Genomic DNA, 17,689 nt, shown 5'->3' with positions numbered 1-17,689 from the left:
AATCAAAGATTGGCATCGATGATTATCATTTTCCTGAATGTTATATTCAGCTTGATTCAGTACTTGGGGTTCAATAAGGGTGCGTCTCGGCGCGCGGCGCCTGGTCGAAGACCATGCCCTGCGCCTGGCAGATCTTCAGGATTTCTTCCCGCAGCCAGCGGTGTGCCGGCTCGTTGTCCGAGCGCTCGTGCCAGATCAGGTTGACCGTGCGGGGCACGAAGGGAAACGGCGCCTCGATGGCCACCAGCTGATGGCTGTGCGGACTGTTGCGCACCGTGTTCACCGGCACCACGCAGATCAGGTCGGTCTCCGCCAGCAGCCGTGGCGCCAGCGCGAACTGGTTGATGGTCAGCACCACATTGCGCTTCAAGCCGTGGGCGGCCAGTTCGTGGTCGATCAGCGACGGCGTGCCCAGCAGGCTGACCATCAGGTGCCGCGCCCGCAGGAAGTCTTCCAGCCGCAGCTTCGGCTGCGCCAGCAGAGGATGCCCCTTGCGCAGGGCGCAGACATAGGTCAGCGTCTCCAGCGGCAGCATGCGCAGGGACGACGCGACGTTGGACCACACCCCGGCCGCCATGTCGACCTCGCCCTTTTCCAGCTGGAAAGCGGCGTTGTCGAGCGAGTATGGGTGCAGGTGGATGCGCACATTGGGCGCCACCGCCTGCTGCTCCACGAACAGCGGGCGTATCACCTGGTCCGCCACGTAGTCGGACATGGCCAGCCGGAACACCGCTTCGGAGCTGGCCGGGTCGAAGTCATTGGTCGCCAGCGTCTTCTCGATGCGGGACAAGGCGTCGCGGATGGGCGGCCACAGCAATTCGGCGCGCTGCGTGGGCAGCACGCCGCCCTGGATCTTGATGAACAGCGGGTCCTTCACCGTCAGGCGCAGCCGGTTGATGGCATTGCTGACCGCCGGCTGGGTCATATGCAGGGACAGCGCGGCACGCGTGACATTGCGCTCCGTCATGACGGCGTCGAAGATGCGCAGCAGGTTGAGATCGATGGCGGGAAGCATCACCGCACTATAGCGCGGACATCATCCTGGATGATAACGGCCTATTTCAAATATTGATTTGGCACATAAAGCCTTGCCGCTTAATCTTTTCCCAAATCTTGAGACGACTCAAAGGGGAAGAACGACCATGGCAAGCAAGCTTCACGCGGGCCGCCGTAAGCTGTTGGTGGCCGCCATTTGTTCCGCGGCCGCCGTCGCGCCACTGGCTGCCACACCGGCCCAGGCCGCGGATCGCTATCCGAGCAAGCCGATCACCATCGTGCTGCCCTACGCCACGGGCGGCACCGCCGACATGATGGCGCGCCTGGCCGCCCAGGCCTTGACCGCAGAACTGGGTCAGACGGCCATCGTCGAAGCCAAGCCGGGCGCCGGCGGCGTGTTGGGAACGGAATTCGTGTCGCGCGCCGCGCCGGACGGCTACACCCTGGCGCTGTCCGCCAGCGGCACCATGGGCGTGAATTCCTACGTGTACAAGCTGCGCTATGACCCGATGAAGGATTTCAAGCAGGTCACCGTGCTGGTCGACCTGCCCTTCGTCGTCGTCACCAACAACGATTTCCCCGCCAAGACGCTCAAGGATTTCATCGCCTATGCGCAAGCGCATCCGAATGGCGTCACCTTTGGCAATGCCGGCCTGGGCACGCAGCAACATCTGACCCAGCTGATGTTCGCCAAGTCCGCCGGCATTCAGGTGAACCTGGTGCCGTACAAGGGCAGCACGCCGGCCATGAACGATCTGCTGGGCGGGCACATCAACGCCGTGTTGGACAACACGGGCGTGCAGACGCCGTTTATTCATTCCGGCAAGGTGCATCCTTTGTTCGTCACCAGCAGCGAACGGCTGAAGGTATTACCTGACGTGCCGACCGCGCAGGAAGCGGGGCTTCAAGGGTTCTCCGCAGTGGCGTGGTTTGGCCTTGCTGCGCCCAAGGACACGCCGGATGCTGTGGTCAATGCGATTCAGCAGGCGCTGTCACGCCAGTTCGCGAAGCCGGAGATGCAGCAACGGCTGTTGGATCTGGGGATGATTCCCCGGGTGACCACGCCGGCGGAGACAACGGCCCGGGTGCGAGAGGATTTGGCGACGTTTGGGAAGATTGCCAAGGATGTGGGGTTGGAGCCGATGTGAGGGACGCCCGCAGTCGCGAGCTGTGAGCGTCCGGGCAATCAGCGCTACACCAACACCCCCTGTTGGAAAAAAAGTGAATCGGAAAATTTCCGGGAACGCAGCGCGCTATTGCCTCTCAGGAATCTTTGGGTCCACCGCGGAATCCCAGATCCCCAGCGCTGCGGAGACGGCTTTCTCTATAACGGTCGCCGGGACGCGATCACGGGCGAGCCCTGACAGCCCTTGGAAAAAACAGTCAATGGCGACAGACAGCGCAACCGGATCCGTCGTTTCGCGCAGTTCTCCGCTCTTGATGCCACGCTCCACGCAGGAACGGAAGCCCAGACGCGTGCGGTTGCGGATGGCACGAAGCAGCTGATAGGCCGCCCCGCTGTCCGCGGCATTTGCGCCAACGATGCCCGTCACGACCATGCATCCCTTCGGGTGACCGCTGCCAGTCTGCATCTTCGCTGACCGCTGCAATGCAAGAAACACGGCCTCACGGGGCGGGATGGCGGTGTCATGGAGGCTACGGGTCAGATCGCTGTAGATGACCATGTATCGCTCCAGGGCCTCTTTGTACAAAGCCTCCTTGGACTCGAAGGCCGCGTAGAAACTCGTGGCGGAAATGCCATCGCCTATCGCAGCTTTCAGCTGGGACACGGAAGTCAATTCGTAGCCCTGCTCCCAAAAAAGGTGCATTGCCGCGTTGACTGCTGCATCACGATCGAACTCTCGTGGTCGGCCTCGATGAGCCATAAAAACTTCCACCAAAAAAGAAATAAATACTAAGCGATACACAATCCTGGAGCAAGGCGGAGCCTGAATCGTCCCACGCGCTTTGGGGGCAAACCGTCAACACAGTTGACGCAGGCTGGAGCCCTGCCTTATATTTGTACTGCACAATACAGAATTAGATGCTGAGCGGGGCTTCCCAAGCCTCGCATTTTTTTACCCATTTATGTACCGATCGATACGAAAATATCCTATGTACAAAGAACTTGAAGCACGCCTTGACGCAATCGAAAGCCGCTTCGCCATCGATGCGCTGATCGCCAACTATGCCGAGGCGTTCGACACCATGAACATGGAGCTGCTGGCAACCCTCTGGCATCCGGAGTCCCGACTGCTATTGGGCGCCAACGGCAACGCCGAGGGCCTGGACGCCATCCTGGCGCAAGCTCGCGTCAACATGGCCCGCATGCCCCATATGCATCACTGGATGGCGAACGCGCTAATTACCGTTGACGGCGACAACGGCCACGGACTGGTCGCGGCGGATTGTCTCTTCTACGACGTGAATCAGGGCCCATTACAGGTCAGCGGCCAATATCGCGACGTATACCTCCGGCGCGACGGTCGCTGGGCGTTCCTCGAGCGCACCTTCACCATGCATTACGCGACGCCGCTTCAAAACTGGGTCCCCGTCATGGGAACGGAACGTTTCGGCCGGGCGTCCTGATGCAAACAGAAGCCACTCAGCCCCTGGAGGCCGCTCAAACGAGTAACTCCGCAGCCCGTCGGTGGTCGGCATTCGCGGTGTTGCTGGTGGGAGCATTCTTGCCTCCCCTGGACTTCTTCATCGTCAATGTCGCTCTGCCGTCCATCCAGAGCACCCTGCACACAAGCTCTGCGGAACTACAACTAGTGATCTCCGGCTATGCCGCGGCCTATGCGGTCTTCCTCATCACCGGAGGAAGGCTGGGCGATCTCTTCGGTCGGCGCAGAGTCTTTCTGATCGGGATCACCGGCTTCGGCCTGACGTCGGTGATCTGCGGGATCGCGACCTCTCCTGTAATGTTGATCATCGGACGCGTGCTCCAGGGCCTCAGCGCCGCCGCCATGGCGCCGCAAGGACTGGCATCCATCCACGCATTATTCCCGGAGCGGGAACGCGCACGCGCACTGGGCTTTTATGGTGCGGCGGTCGGGCTGGCAGCCGTGGCGGCGCAGGCACTCGGTGGTGCGTTGATCTCCGCGGATTTCTTCGATCTGGGATGGCGCGTCATTTTTCTGATCAATCTGCCCGTGGTCGTCGCAGTCCTTATCTTCGGATTGCCTCTGCTGCCCGAGGTCCGAGGCGACAGCCCGGCGCCTATCGATCGGATCGGCGTGCTGCTTTGCGCATTGACGTTGGGCCTGCTGATCGTGCCTCTGGTCGAGGGACGCGAGCTGGGTTGGCCCGCGTGGGCCATCGTGATGTTGCTCGCGTGTCCTGTGGCTGGGGTTGCGTTCTGGCGCTACGAGAAAGCCTATGCGGTCCGCGGAGGCATGCCACTTATCAGCGTGGACCTCGTCCGCAGACCTGGCCTGATGAGCGGCCTCACGGGGGTGCTGTTTTTCTACGTCGTCTCCGCTTTCTTCCTGACCTTCTCCGTCTACCTTCAATCCGCAGTCGGCTTGAGCCCCCTGGAAACAGGGTTGGTGTTCCTGCCGTTCGGCGTCGGCGCTTTTATCGGGCCCTTGACGACACCGTTGGCCATCCGTTTGCTGGGCCATCGCGTTCCCGCCATCGGCATGATGCTCGAAGTCATCGGCTGCGTGATCCTCGCTGCGGCAGTGACGGCCGCACCCGGAACCATGCCACCTCAGCTTGCGCTCGTGGTAGCGGTAGGACTATTGGGATTCGGTCAAGGCTGGGCGCTGCCGACGCTTGTGCGCTCGGTGATCAACCGCGCGCCGACCAGCGGTTCTGGAATGATCGCCGGCATCACGAATTCGGCGCTGCAGATCAGCGCGGCTCTGGGCGTTGCCGTCATCGGCGGCGTATTTTTCAGCGTCGCAGGCGCTTCACCCGATCCAAAGACCATGGCTCGGGCACTGATGGTGGCGATGTTGTGCATTGGGGCCAGTCTGGCCATCGCGGCAGTCCTCTCCCTCGCCGCTTCGAGATCCGAACGCGCATCGACTACGCGCCAATGAACGAGATGGAGCGAGTGGTTCTTCCATCTGAGCACAGGTGGCGCGCCCTATTCCTTGTGCGCGGCCGCCGGCCTTGCCCGCCAGCGCTGCGTGTCGGACCATCCGAGGAATGGCGCGGGCTCCTGGGCTGCCCGCCATGCGTCCGGCGTCAGGATGGCAGTGCGCAGGCCATTCAAGGCTGGTCGAAAGCGCCGCGCCAAGGGCTCCGGCTCTTGGGCCAGAAGGGCTTGCGCTTCGGCGACGAAGCTGGCCGCTTCCGGCTCCCTGAGCGACAACAGGAAAACCATCTGGCGCCAGGCATAGGCGGAATTTTTGATGCGGCGTAATTCGACGCGCCAGTCACCCTCCCCGCAAGGCCTCCCCAGGCACCGCAAGATCCAGGCATAACAGCGGCGTGCAAGGTCGATGGCGTCCCGCGTGAGCGTTTCCTTGACCTCCGGCAGTTCCAACAGCGCGGCAAGGTTGTGGCTGGTGATAATCAGTTGTTGTTCCAGTATCCGGCCATTGCCGGCAGGCTTCCAGGCGCCAAGTGGCTCGCCCGCGCGTTGCGCGCATATCGTGGCGAGCGCGTCGGCCGTGGCGCGAGACGGGGTCGACTTGGACAGGCCGCGTACGATCTCGCCGTAATCCAGCCGGAAATAAGTGGCGTAGAGGGTGTCCCGCAGATGCGCCGCCGCGACCTTGGCAGCATCGATAAATTTCGGCGCGAAACGACCCATGAAGATATCCGCGGCCAGTTCTTCGGTAAGCGGCAAGGACAAGCCCGCTTGCCGCGCCAGCGCATTGAATTCCTGCAGCAGCTTGTTGGGAATAATCGTTTGCGGGAACTGCGCGATCGTAAGGGAAGCGAACTCTTCCAAGGCGCGGCCTGCGGCCCGTTTCTCAACATCAGTGTCTTCGCGCAAAGTTTCCAGCGCCGCTACCCATGGCAGCTCACCGAGCTGGACCTGTTTCTGCAGGTCCAGCAGAAGCAGGGAGCGTCGACGCCGGAAGGCCCGATAGGTCGCCGCGTACAGCAAACGTAGGGGCAGATCGGGGAAGCCAGCGGCACACAGCTGGCTGCTGCGTTGCGGGAGCAAGGTCGCCAGCACTTCGGACGACTTGATGACGCCGCGCTCGATCAGGCCCGTGGGGGTGTCGTTGAGGCAACGCTGGAGACGACGCAAGATACCCGGCGGCAGCGAAGGATAGCTTCCCGGGGTCGACAGCGCGGCAAGGTCATCCAGGCCATTCGCCGACGGATAGCCCGCCAACTCATCCGCCACCGCCACGGCGATTTCCTTATGGCTGGTCGTGGTGGCGTGGCCCAGCTGCCGTGCGCGGTCAAGGCGGGCCGCGTCCGAATCCGGCAGACCACGCTTGGCGACGTAGCGGGCCAAAATAAGGCGCACGCGTCCTACGTCGCGCGCAGACAATTCCTCTGGGGTACGCACGGCGCGATCCAGCGCGGTGGTGAGTATCACGAACGGCTCATCGCTACCGGTGTAGCGTTTGCCGGCCGGAAAGCGCACGCGCGCGGCCGCGATTTTCTCCAGCAGCGCGCGCACTCTGTCGGGCCAGCCTGGCGGCTGGATCTTGAACGGCCAGCCGCCTTGGATGCTGAACTGGCCGCGCTCGGTTTTTATCCAGTCGCCTTGGTCGCCCTTCGCGGCAACGGGCAGCTCGCCATCGACGGTTTCAAGGGCCAGACCGATGGCCTCGTCGTATAGCGGCGTCCACGTACCGACGGCGTTCCGCTGGGCCATGATGCGCGGATTTTCCGGGATGGTCCGCAGCCGTTGAACGACCTTGCCGGCGGATTCCAGATGGACCCGGTCCTGGCTGGTCGGCCCGGCGACGTCGAGCCGCGGATAAAACCGCAGTTCGTGCGCATAGGGCGCCAGGGTAATGGCCAGACGTCCGGCCTCGTCGGCATGCCCATGCGCCATGAGCCAGGCGATGGCGGGCAGCGCGGCTTCTTCGGCAACGTCGATGACATAGCGGTTGCCCGTGATGGCTGCCTGCAGCCGGGCGAGGCCGGTATCGGAAAGAAAATACCGGTTCAGCGCCAGGCGCGGCGTGGGCGAGCCGGACAGGCCCAGTTCTTCCAGCAAGACATTTTCATGCGGGAGCAAAGGCCCCGCCGCCAGGGAGGCGCCGGTTGCGAACCCGCCCGTGGCGACATCCAGCGTGACCCAGGCCGGGTAGCGGGATACGGGCTTGCGCGAGCCGGGCGTAATGTCACCGGACAGCAGGCCTTCGATAACCGCACGCCAGCGCTGCACGCGTGTCGGCGAGCTGTCGCCGCGCGCCACGGCATCCAGTGCTCGCTGCAACTGATTAAGAGAGTAGTCGGCGCCGATAGGTGCGGACATCGCGCCTCTGAAGAATCACGGTTGAAGTGAGGATCCGGGGGCTGGATTCGAACCAGCGCCCTCTCGGTCCGAAGCCGAGCGTTCTGACCGCTGAACTACCCCGGAGTAGAGACTGATTTATATCAAACAGTTGGGCAATCCGCAGAGCGGATCACCCGCGATACCTCAAAGTATCCACCAGCAGCGCGAAAGCTGAAGAAGTATGGCGACGGCTAGGATAGTAAAGGTGATAACCCGGGAACGGCTCGCACCAATCCTCCATCACGCGCACCAACCTGCCGGCCGCCACGTGCTCAAGCACCAGATCCTCGGGCAAGTAAGCCAGGCCAAGCCCGTCGAGCGCGGAGTGCAAGCGCAAACTGATGTTATTGAATACCAGCTGACCTTCGGTGCGCACCTTAATCTCGTGGCCATCCTTGTCTAATGACCAAGGCGGAATGCCGCCATAGGTAGGCAGACGTATGCCTATGCAGTTATGCGCCGTCAGATCCTGGGGCGTGCGCGGCACCGCGTGCCGGGCGAAATAATCCGGAGCGCCCACGATGGCCATGCGCAGGTCCGGCCCGATCCGAACTGCGATCATGTCCTTGGCCACCTGGTTACCCATGCGGACCCCGGCGTCGTAACCCTCGGCGACGATATCGGTAAGCCCGTAATCGACGATGATCTCTACGCGGATATCCGGATTATCCGGAAGCAGTCGGCACAGTGCCGGCTGGAGTATGGAAATGGCTGGGTGTTCGCCCGCATTGATACGGACCGTCCCGGACGGCTTGTCACGCAACAGACTTAACGACGCAAGTTCCTGCTCGATCTCCTCGAAGCGCGGTGCAAGCGTGTCGTACAAGCGCCGTCCTGCCTCGGTCGGCGCCACGCTGCGGGTCGTGCGAGTAAGCAAGCGCAACCCAAGCCGTTCTTCCAGGCCACGAACTGTCTGGCTGAGTGCCGATTGCGAGACGGCAAGCTTTGCCGCCGCCCTTGTGAAACTGCGTTCCCTGGCGACCATGACGAAGGCCGCCAACTCGTTGTAATTTTCGCTCGCCATTGATTAGCTCAACTTATAAGAGCATTCTGATTATGGCATCTTATCGCATTGCCGCCGCGAGCCTATAGTGGTCTGCATCCACCAACCAGCAGAGGAAATACACATGACCACCTGGTTTATCACGGGCTGTTCGTCGGGCCTCGGTCACGCCATCGCCACTGCCGTACTGGATGCGGGGTTCAAGGCAATCGTCACCGCTCGCAATACCGACAAGGTCAAGGAATTCGAACGTGCATATCCCGATCACGCACGCGCGTTGGCGCTGGATCTGACGGACAAGTCCGCCATCAAGCGCGCGGTCGCCCAGGCCGAAGCGTTCTTCGGCCCGATCGATGTGCTGATCAACAATGCCGGCTACGGTTACCGCGCCGCTGTCGAGGAAGGGGACGAAGAGGATGTCGCCAACCTGTTCAATACGCATGTATTCGGCCCTGTCGCGCTGATGAAAGCCGTGTTGCCCGCCATGCGGGAACGACGCTCCGGCACGATCGTCAACTTCTCTTCCATTGGGGCGCAGTTCTGGAACCCAGGGTCGGGCTATTACTCCGCCGCAAAAATGGCCCTCGAAGGAATCACCCTGACGCTCAAGACCGAGGTGGAACCGCTGGGCATCCGGGTGCTTGTCGTCGAGCCGGGCGCATTCCGGACCGATTTCGCCGGACGCTCGCTCACCGGCGCACGGACGAAAATCGCGGATTATGCCGACACGGTAGGCCCTAGGCGACCCGAGAACGACCGAACGCACGGCACTCAACCCGGCGATCCGCAACGCGCCGCGCGTTTGATCGTGGATACGCTCGCCGGAACCAAACTGCCCCAACGGCTCCTGCTTGGCAGCGACGCGATCAGAATCGTGTCGAATGCGCTGAATCGTCAGCTGGCGGAAATAAGCACTTGGGAAGTTGCCAGTGGCAGTACCGATTTTCCCAAAGATGCCTGAACGGTGGAGTGCCGCGGCTTCAACGGCCGAGCGGTATTTGTCAGTGCACGGCTGGCTGAAAACCATTTGCGCCGCATTAGCAGCGGCTTAAAGTAGTTCGCAAGGTAATTTATATGAAGATAAGAACTCTCGGCAGTTCCGGGTTGGAAGTTTCGTCGCTTGGCCTGGGTTGCATGGGTATGACTGGCGTGTACGGCGCAACGCCCGACAGGCAAGAAATGATCACGCTAGTCCGGCAAGCGCATGATCGCGGCATCACCATGTTCGATACCGCCGAAGCCTATGGCCCATTCGTCAATGAAGAACTTCTCGGTGAGGCACTGCAGCCCATCCGCAATCAGGTAATCATCGCGACCAAGTTCGGTTTCGACATCGACCAGCAAACCGGCGCACGCCGTCCTGGCACCAACAGCCGTCCAGAGCACATAAGGCTCGTGGTGGAACACATGCTGCGTCGTCTGCGCACCGATGTTATCGATTTGTTGTATCAACATCGGGTCGACCCGACCGTTCCGATCGAGGACGTGGCAGGTGTGGTGAAAGATCTGATCGCCGAAGGTAAGGTCAAGCACTTCGGTTTATCCGAAGTTGGCGTGCGAACGCTACGCCGGGCTCACGCTGTGCAGCCGGTCGCGGCAGTGCAAAGCGAGTACTCATTATTCTGGCGAGGGCCGGAGCAAGAACTGCTTCCGGTGCTGGAGGAGCTGGGCATTGGTTTCGTACCATTCAGCCCGCTGGGCGCCGGCTTCCTGACGGGAAAGATCGACGAAAACACCCAATTTGAACCGACCGACTTTCGCAATAACGTGCCAAGATTCTCTCCCGACGCACGCAAGGCAAACCTTGCATTGGTCAAGGCGGTCAAGGTTGTCGCAGCACGCAAGAGCGCCACGCCGGCGCAGGTCGCGTTGGCGTGGTTGCTGGCGCAGAAACCGTGGATAGTCCCGATTCCGGGCACCACCAAACTGCATCGCCTGTACGAGAACTTGGGGGCGGCCCCTCTCCACCTATCGACGGAAGATCTCGCCGAGATACACGTTGAGACTGCCAAGATTCATGTGCAGGGTGAACGCCTGCCGGAGGCTGTGCTGAAGATGACTGGCCTTTAGTGGACACCCTGCCCGACCAGTCCTGGCAACTCTTTAATCAAGCTATCACGTGACCGTAGGCCAGGGCTGGGCGTGGTGGCCACCTCATCCTGGATAAGGCGCGCGAAGACCACTTTACGATCGCCCTTCTCCATCCAGCCCACGAACCAGCCATACGCACGGCTGGCATCGTAGTGGCCGTCGCTGCCAGGCGAGCCGGCGCCCGTCTTTCCATACAGGTGCCAGCCGTCGCCTATCTCCCCCAGATCCAGAATGTGGGTAGTCATGTCGTAGGCATGCGCGCTTACCGGCAAACCGCGGTTGACGATCTTGCGCAGGAACTCGACCTGCTCACGCGGCGCGATGCGCAATGAAGAATTGATCCAGGCGCCCTGCAAGCCATTATCCTTGCCCGGCTCGCCGGACACATCCTGATTGCCGTACTGGAACTTCGTCGCATACTCCTGGAAGCGCCCCTCACCCAGGCGCTGCACCACCTGCTGCGAATACCAGACGATGGAATATTTGATCCAGCGCGCCGGCGTGGCGGGCTTGCGCCATTCCTCGCCGCCCCAATTCGGATATCCCGGCTGGAAATTCCAAACGGGCGTGTTCTCGTCTTTCAGAATGCCCGCGTCGAATCCCATCAAGCTGATGGCGATCTTGAACGTGGATGCCGGCGTATAACGATCACCGCAGGCGCCCTGCTCCACCAGCACGCGACCATCGGCGGCGTCGGCGGCAATCGTACAGATGTTGCGGGCTTGCACCGTTGCGCCGGTCATCCCCAGAATCGACAGAAGCAGGAATGCGGCGGCTGCACGCGGCACGGCGAAATTCTTCATCATTAGCAAAACCTTTTGTTCTCAGCTCGGACTATGCGCCATCAGTCCCGAATGTCGGGCGATTCGCTGTTGTTGTCCACGACATTCGGCTGGGCGAGCCCGTCGAAACCATAGGCCTGCATGAGGTCTTTGAATCGCTGAAGATCGTGGACCGCCACGGGACCCAGTTTCTGGGCCAGACGGACAATCAGAATCTCGATGATGACGAGATGCGCGATATGCGTTTCTGTTCCCACGGGGCGTAGGGGATCCTCGGGCCCAGCGACGGCAAGCACTAGGTCAGCCGCTTCCGCCAAAGGCGTTCCAGGATGCGTCATGGCAATGACCGTCGCGCCATGGGCCCGCGCATACCGCGCGGCATCCAGGGTATAGGGCATGCGCCCCACGTGCGACACGATGAAGGCAATGCCCTTCGGGCCAAGCGTGCTGGCAGAAATCAACTGCTGGTGCGCGTCGAAAATGGCATTCGACGGTACGCGCAGTCGAAACAGCCGGCTTTGCAACTCGTTGGCAATGAACGTCGAGGACGCGCCGACCGAATAACAATCGATGCGCTCCGCCTTCGCCATGCGGTCGGTGATTTCGTCTATCACCTTTACATCGATGCCCTGCCCCAATTCCCGCAACGAAGCAATGGCGCTATGAACGACCTTGCTGGTGACTTCCGCGGTGCTGTCCGTGGCCAGAACACTGCGATGCAAATGCGAGCCATACGTGGCATAGCTTTGAGCGAGGGCAACCATGAAGTCACGGACGGACTCATAGCCAAAACTGCGGCAGGTCCGCACGATGGTGGGCATTGACACCCCTGCCCGCTTGGCCAACTCCTCGACGGTCGTCACCGCAGCCGTCTGCGGATCGGACAGGATTAGACGCGCGACCAGCCCCTGGGAGGGAGACAAACTGGGCAAGCGTTCCTGCAGTTCCTGTAATAGATTGGTCGCGCTCATGGGCGTGGATCTTACTCCAGCTTCTGAATATTGGCCGACTCGATAAGATCGTGATATTTAACCTGCTCACTGCCGATAAGCTTGCGAAAATCCTCCGGCGACCCCGTCACGGTCACCGCGCCAAGCTTGGCCATGGCGTCCCGCACGGCATCCGTCTTCAACGCCTTGTTCATCTCGGTATTGATCTTGTCGACGATGTCGCGTGGCGTGCCCTTCGGCACCACGATGCCGCCCCAGGACACGCTCTCATAGCCTTTAATACCAGACGCATCAAAGGTGGGCAGATTCGGATAGAGCGGCACCGGCTTCAGCGACGTGATGGCCAAAGCCTTGAGCTTGCCACTATCTACCAAAGGCATCACCACGGATGAATTATTGATGCTGTATTCGATCCGACCACCTATCAAATCCTGCAAGGTTTGGGGGTCGCCCTGATACGGAACGAACTGGACGTCCAGTTTCGCCATACTGCGCAGCAGCTCGCCGGCGATGTGCCCGCTGGTGCCTATGCCTGACGCGCCGTAGGAGAATTTTCCTGGGTTCTTTTTTATCCGCTCGAACAGATCTTCTGCCGTTTTCGCCGGATCGTTGGCGTTGACGGCCAGGACGTTATACAGATTGAACATCTGACCGACGGGCTCGAAGTCCTTGTCAGGGTCGTAGGACAGATGCTTGAACAGCGAAGGGTTCACGCTAAGCGTGTTGACGTTCGCGTAGCCCAGCGTATAGCCGTCCGGTTGCTGACGCTTGATCAAACCCATGGCGATGGCGCCGCCGGCGCCTGGGCGGTTTTCAATCACGAACGAGGCATTCAGGGCCTTGGCCATTTGATTGAAGACGATCCGGGTCAGCACATCCGCGGAGCCGCCCGCCGCTGAATTCACGACGACCGTGACTGGCTTGTTGGGCCATGATGCTGCGGTGTCGGCGGCGTAAACGGGAGTCGCCAGCAGGCTGAGGATGGTGATGGCGGGCAGCAGGAATTTCGTCATGATGGATTCCACTTTCGTGCGCGAGTTTTGTAGGTCACGGGGGACCATCCAGGGATGCCCTGCAAGCAATGCGGCTGCATAGCCCATGAATGGAATGGTAATAACCTTACATTTCAGCCAAATCTGCCGCGCGAAAAAGCAAAATTCTCATTGAATATCGCGGAATCCGCTTGTCATGTGGCGGCATGGTTGTAATATTATTACCACCCACGGTAGTTTTTCATGCCCGTACATTCCCTAGGTCATGCCTCTTCCCCGATGCCTGCCTCTATCAGCTAAGCCCAACACCATGACCACCACGTTCCCGTCATCGCCGCGCAACGCTATCACCCTGACCCAATACGACTGTCCGCCCGCCGACGTCCCGACACCATCCCTGGTGGTCTACGAAGCCGCACTGCTGCACAACCTTCAAATGACGGCTGAGCGCTGCGGCGGTATTGGCAGGCTGATGCCGCATATCAAGACCCATCGTGCGAGCTGGGTCGTCGCCCGGATGATCGAAAAAGGCGTCTCGGGTTTCAAGGTGGCTACGGTCACCGAAGCTCGGATGGTTTTAGAAGCTGGCGCCGCCCGGGTGTTATGGGCTTACCCGACGGTGAATGCGCATCACCTCGCCAGCTTTCTAGCCTTGGCCCGGCAATATCCGCAGGCCACGCTCGGTGCCCTGATCGATTCGCCGCAAGGCCTGGAGGCGTGGAAGCAGGCTGCGGAAGCCGGGGGTTGGCCGTCCAACCTGAGCCTGCACGTGGATCTGGATCCGGGCATGGGCCGCACCGGGGCGCCCATTAATACCGACGCGCTGACGTTGGCGTTGGGTGCGTCGAAACTGGGCCGATTCGGCGGATGGCATGTCTATGACGGCCATATCAACGACCGGGATATCGAACTACGCCGAGGCCGCGTGGCCGAGGTAGCCGCCCGGGTGCGCCAAGTGGTGGAACAAGGCCGCGACGCGCATGGACTTTCAGCCGAGTTGATCGCCGGGGCGAGTTATAGCTTCGACCTGTGGCCCGCTGACCTGGCCACTTATGTTGCGCCGGGCAGTTGGGCGTATTCAAGCGACCAGCACGATATCGATCTGGCGCATCTGGAGTGGAAACCCGCGGCTTTCGTGCTTGCCACGGTCATTTCTCGGCATGGCGCGCGGGTCACCCTGGACGCCGGTGCGAAAGCCATCTCTCCGGACAAGCCCATGGCGGATCGCTTTCGTTGGGACAGCCCCATCGTGATGATGAACGAGGAGCACGTCGTGGTGAATAGCGACAGCCTGAATGTTGGAGACCGGGTGATGCTGCTGCCGCGGCATGCGTGTACGACGGCTTATCTGTATGACCAGGCTCTCGTTAAAACCGAGAATGGGGATTGGGAAACGCGTACGCAATTGGGTAGCAAACGCTAAAGCGGGAGGTCGCAGATGTTCGATTTGGTCTTCAAGGGCGGGACGGTTATCGACGGCACCGGCGCGCCGCGTCGTGAGGCGGATGTCGGCATCGTCGACCGGCATATCGCGGCAGTGGGTAATTTGTCGGATGAACCAGCACATCGAATCGTCGATGCCACGGGCTTGATTGTGGCGCCCGGGTTCATCGACGCTCACGCGCACGATGACTGCCTGCTCCTGTCCAGCCCGGACATGACACCCAAGCTCTCGCAGGGCGTTACTACCGTGGTAGCGGGCAATTGCGGGATGTCCCTTGCGCCCATGCCGCGCCCTGTTCCCCAACCCGTCACGCCACCGCTTGATCTGTTGAACCGAGGCGGCGAGGCGTTTCGCTTTGCCACGTTCGCGGCGTATCTCGAAGAGCTAAGGCAGCGGCCTCCCGCGATCAACTTTGCCATGCTGGTTGGGCATACCACCCTGCGTGTGGCGACGATGCAGGATTTGGGAGCGACGGCATCGGATGCTGAGATCGGACAAATGCGGACGTTGGCGGCGGAGGCGCTGGAAGCAGGCGCCATCGGCATATCGACAGGACTGGCGTACGTCACGGCGATGCCGGCCACTACCGATGAAGTCGTCCGCGTCTGCGCGGATTTGAATGCCTTTGGCGGGGTCTATTGCACGCATATGCGCGACGAGTCATCGGGGATCATGGATGCCTTGACCGAGACCTTCGACATTGGCCGGCAGCTGAATGTGCCGGTGGTGATTTCGCACCATAAGCTGAGCGGCGCCGAGAACTTCGGCCGTTCGCGCGAGACCTTGCCATATATCGAGGATGCTGCCCGGAAACAGCCGGTGTGCCTGGATTGCTATCCCTACGATGCCGGGTCGACGGTATTGGAAGTCTGGCGAGTGCGCCGCTGCGACCGAGTCATCATCACCTGGTCTACCCCGCATCCGGAAATGGCCGGCCGCACGCTTAACGACATTGCCGAGTCATTTGGCGTCGACCGGGAAGAAGCCGCGGCGCGTTTGATGCCTGGTGGCGCGATTTACTTTTCCATGGATGCGCAGGACGTCGACCGTATTTTGGCCTATCCGCCCACGATGATAGGGTCTGACGGTTTGCCGCATGACAGCCAGCCTCACCCCCGCCTATGGGGTGCCTTCCCGCGGGTTCTTGGCCACTATGCGCGACACCGTGCCCTCTTCTCTTTAGAGACGGCGGTCCACAAGATGACGGGCTTGCCGGCCGCCAATTTCGGCTTCAAGGGCCGCGGGATTATCGCTCCCGGCGCCTGCGCCGATATCACCACCTTTGATGCACTCACCGTTGATGCGGGGTTTGGGTATGGAGAGCGGGTACGACCGGCGCGCGGTATCGTTCACGTGGCGGTGAACGGGGCGATTGCGTGGGAGAACGGCGCTGCTGCGGGAGGCAATCGCGGGGAGTTGGTTAAGCGCAGTGCTATGGCATAAGGAATGCGAGCGTAAAAATTCGGAGTTTGACCCGAGGGGCGAATAGCCTTGGAATCTGGCATCATTCGAGGGCCAGCCATTCTGATTACCAGCCCATGCAGCCCATATTTCTGGACGGACTCATTCTTCGAGCTTTTGAAGATAGCGATGCGGAAGAGTACGCACAGGCCGCCCGCGAGTCTGCGGATACGGTTGGCCGATGGATGACATGGTGCACGCCGTCGTTCTCGGAGCAAAATGCGCTCGACTGGTTCAAGCAATGCCGTGACAGCCTCTCAGTGGAACTGGGGTATGAATACGGCATCTTCGCAGCTGACTCCGGCCGGTTTCTCGGTGGTGCGGGCCTGAACTCGATCGACCACCAGCACTTGTTTTGCAACCTTGGCTACTGGGTAAGATCCTCTGAACAACGACGCCGGATCGCGTCCCGCGCTGTGCAGGCGCTGGTGCCCTACGCCTTCAATACGCTGGGCCTGCATCGGATCGAGATCGTGGTTGCGACCGGAAACGAGGCTAGCGAGGCCGTGGCTCGCGGTTACGGCGCGCACTTTGAGTGCGTCGCTCGCAATCGGCTGCAAATACATGGCGCGCCGGTGTCGGCGAAAATCTTCTCGATAGTCCCATAGACAGACTGCTGCCTGCAGATGGCTGGTCTGTAAGCTCCACCACGCCTACTTTGCAGTATGAACAACTTTCGATCTCACTCGTGACTTCGCAGCAACCTGCCGCAAGCCGCCACCAAATCATCGAAGTGATGGAGAAGGATGTCGGGCGAGAGTTCGGCTACGGGGGTCTCGCTGTAGCCGAAGTCGACCAAAATCAAAGGAATCCCGGCCGCTCTGGCCGTACCAGCATCGGTGTCCGCATCGCCCACCATCACGGTGCGCATAAGATCCCCTTCCACTGCCTGCACCGCTTCGATGAGATGGGCGGGATCCGGTTTGGCGGCGGTAACGGCATCCATGCCCATTACCCCATCAAAAAAACGCATCATATCCAGCTTGTCCAACAGGCTGCGGGACAGCTCAGTCGGTTTATTGGTGCAGACCACCAGTTTCGCGCCCGCGGTCTTCAAAACTTCGAGAGCATCAATGACGCCGGGGAACGGCCGGGTTTCATCGGCGATATGGCTGCCGTAGTACTCGATGAAATATCCAAAAAGAGCAGCCGCCTTCGCTGCCGGATTCAGTTCGCCAGCGGCTTCCAGACCGAACTGCAATAGCGCCCGAGCCCCGCGACTGATAAGCGGACGCCCATCGTCGTAGGTAATGGGCCTGAAGTCTTCCGTCGCGAGTGCCGCGTTTACAGCGGCTATGAGGTCAGGCGCCGACTCTACAAGCGTCCCATCAAGGTCAAAGGCAATTGTGGCTCCGCGGAATATGTTGTGGTCGGTCAATTGACATTTCTCCGGACGTCGATGGACGGCGTTAGGCGGCCCTGGGCGATGAAAACCATGCTTTGATTCCGCAGTTCGCCCATCGCCCCCGCTGCCGTCGTCTTCCGTCACTCGTGTTATGTTTTCCAGCGATAAGAATGTACCGTCCGAAACGTAACGGGAGCCTGC

Annotated in this window: 16 protein-coding genes and 1 tRNA gene; 8 read left to right on the top strand and 9 right to left on the bottom strand. The window is 60.8% G+C overall.

The genetic code is table 11. The features are described from left to right. Positions 1-70 precede the first annotated feature (70 nt). Positions 71-1,015, bottom strand: a complete 945-nt coding sequence (locus ASB57_RS06280) for a LysR family transcriptional regulator (RefSeq protein ID WP_057651462.1) — start codon at positions 1,013-1,015, stop codon at positions 71-73. A 127-nt stretch (positions 1,016-1,142) separates the two neighbouring features. On the opposite strand from ASB57_RS06280, the gene ASB57_RS06275 reads away from it, so the two are divergent. Continuing rightward, complete coding sequence (locus ASB57_RS06275) at positions 1,143-2,144, top strand: tripartite tricarboxylate transporter substrate binding protein (protein ID WP_057651461.1); 1,002 nt, start codon at positions 1,143-1,145, stop codon at positions 2,142-2,144. A gap of 105 nt (positions 2,145-2,249) precedes the next feature. Here the strand turns inward: ASB57_RS06275 and ASB57_RS06270 are convergent, their stop codons facing one another. Then, positions 2,250-2,882, bottom strand: coding sequence for a TetR/AcrR family transcriptional regulator (locus ASB57_RS06270; protein WP_057651460.1), 633 nt, complete (start codon positions 2,880-2,882; stop codon positions 2,250-2,252). A gap of 229 nt (positions 2,883-3,111) precedes the next feature. Here ASB57_RS06270 and ASB57_RS06265 point away from each other — a divergent pair, with 229 nt between their 5' ends. Next, a complete protein-coding gene (locus tag ASB57_RS06265) occupies positions 3,112-3,585 on the top strand; it encodes a nuclear transport factor 2 family protein (RefSeq protein ID WP_057651459.1) in 474 nt (157 codons plus the stop codon). Continuing rightward, the gene (locus tag ASB57_RS06260; protein WP_057651458.1) at positions 3,585-5,045 is read left to right on the top strand and encodes an MFS transporter; all 1,461 of its coding nucleotides are present in this window, start codon (positions 3,585-3,587) and stop codon (positions 5,043-5,045) included. Before ASB57_RS06265 ends, ASB57_RS06260 begins: the two co-directional genes overlap by 1 nt. A gap of 47 nt (positions 5,046-5,092) precedes the next feature. Here the strand turns inward: ASB57_RS06260 and ASB57_RS06255 are convergent, their stop codons facing one another. The 3 genes from ASB57_RS06255 to ASB57_RS06245 form a co-directional block, all read right to left on the bottom strand. Continuing rightward, positions 5,093-7,399: a hypothetical protein gene (locus tag ASB57_RS06255; RefSeq protein ID WP_156414072.1), complete on the bottom strand. Its 2,307-nt coding sequence runs from the start codon at positions 7,397-7,399 to the stop codon at positions 5,093-5,095. Between the two features lie 32 nt (positions 7,400-7,431). After that, positions 7,432-7,504, bottom strand: a tRNA-Arg gene (locus tag ASB57_RS06250). A gap of 46 nt (positions 7,505-7,550) precedes the next feature. Next, positions 7,551-8,444 carry a LysR family transcriptional regulator gene (locus ASB57_RS06245; protein WP_057651456.1) on the bottom strand — a complete coding sequence of 298 codons (894 nt, stop codon included), beginning with the start codon at positions 8,442-8,444 and terminating at the stop codon, positions 7,551-7,553. A 103-nt stretch (positions 8,445-8,547) separates the two neighbouring features. Between ASB57_RS06245 and ASB57_RS06240 the strand changes: the two genes are divergently transcribed. Next, entirely contained in the window at positions 8,548-9,384 is an 837-nt protein-coding gene (locus ASB57_RS06240; RefSeq protein WP_057651455.1) for an oxidoreductase, read from the top strand. Between the two features lie 113 nt (positions 9,385-9,497). Next, positions 9,498-10,493 (top strand): aldo/keto reductase, encoded by a 996-nt coding sequence (locus ASB57_RS06235; RefSeq protein ID WP_057651454.1) that lies wholly within the window; start codon positions 9,498-9,500, stop codon positions 10,491-10,493. On the opposite strand, the gene blaOXA is transcribed toward ASB57_RS06235, so the two are convergent. Genes blaOXA through ASB57_RS06220 form a run of 3 tightly spaced genes read right to left on the bottom strand, consistent with a single transcriptional unit; the run spans position 10,490 to position 13,346 of the window. Then, entirely contained in the window at positions 10,490-11,317 is an 828-nt protein-coding gene (gene blaOXA / locus ASB57_RS06230; RefSeq protein ID WP_082621977.1) for a class D beta-lactamase, read from the bottom strand. The two genes, ASB57_RS06235 and blaOXA, sit on opposite strands and share 4 nt — an antisense overlap. Before the next feature lie 41 nt (positions 11,318-11,358). Further along, entirely contained in the window at positions 11,359-12,267 is a 909-nt protein-coding gene (locus ASB57_RS06225; RefSeq protein WP_057651453.1) for a MurR/RpiR family transcriptional regulator, read from the bottom strand. An 11-nt stretch (positions 12,268-12,278) separates the two neighbouring features. After that, positions 12,279-13,346, bottom strand: coding sequence for a tripartite tricarboxylate transporter substrate binding protein (locus tag ASB57_RS06220; protein ID WP_231755353.1), 1,068 nt, complete (start codon positions 13,344-13,346; stop codon positions 12,279-12,281). A 202-nt stretch (positions 13,347-13,548) separates the two neighbouring features. Here ASB57_RS06220 and ASB57_RS06215 point away from each other — a divergent pair, with 202 nt between their 5' ends. The 3 genes from ASB57_RS06215 (at position 13,549) to ASB57_RS06205 (ending at position 16,751) form a co-directional block, all read left to right on the top strand. Then, entirely contained in the window at positions 13,549-14,661 is a 1,113-nt protein-coding gene (locus ASB57_RS06215; protein ID WP_082621405.1) for an alanine racemase, read from the top strand. 15 nt (positions 14,662-14,676) lie between these two features. Next, positions 14,677-16,125, top strand: coding sequence for an amidohydrolase family protein (locus ASB57_RS06210; RefSeq protein ID WP_057651451.1), 1,449 nt, complete (start codon positions 14,677-14,679; stop codon positions 16,123-16,125). Between the two features lie 95 nt (positions 16,126-16,220). Beyond that, the gene (locus ASB57_RS06205; RefSeq protein ID WP_057651450.1) at positions 16,221-16,751 is read left to right on the top strand and encodes a GNAT family N-acetyltransferase; all 531 of its coding nucleotides are present in this window, start codon (positions 16,221-16,223) and stop codon (positions 16,749-16,751) included. Between the two features lie 74 nt (positions 16,752-16,825). On the opposite strand, the gene gph is transcribed toward ASB57_RS06205, so the two are convergent. Beyond that, a complete protein-coding gene (gene gph / locus ASB57_RS06200; RefSeq protein ID WP_057651449.1) occupies positions 16,826-17,521 on the bottom strand; it encodes a phosphoglycolate phosphatase in 696 nt (231 codons plus the stop codon). Between the last annotated feature and the right edge of the window lie 168 nt (positions 17,522-17,689).

Source organism: Bordetella sp. N (genome assembly GCF_001433395.1).
Taxonomy (GTDB): domain Bacteria; phylum Pseudomonadota; class Gammaproteobacteria; order Burkholderiales; family Burkholderiaceae_B; genus Bordetella_C.
Note: the sequence above shows the minus strand (reverse complement) of the source record. Positions and strands in the feature narration are given on the sequence as shown.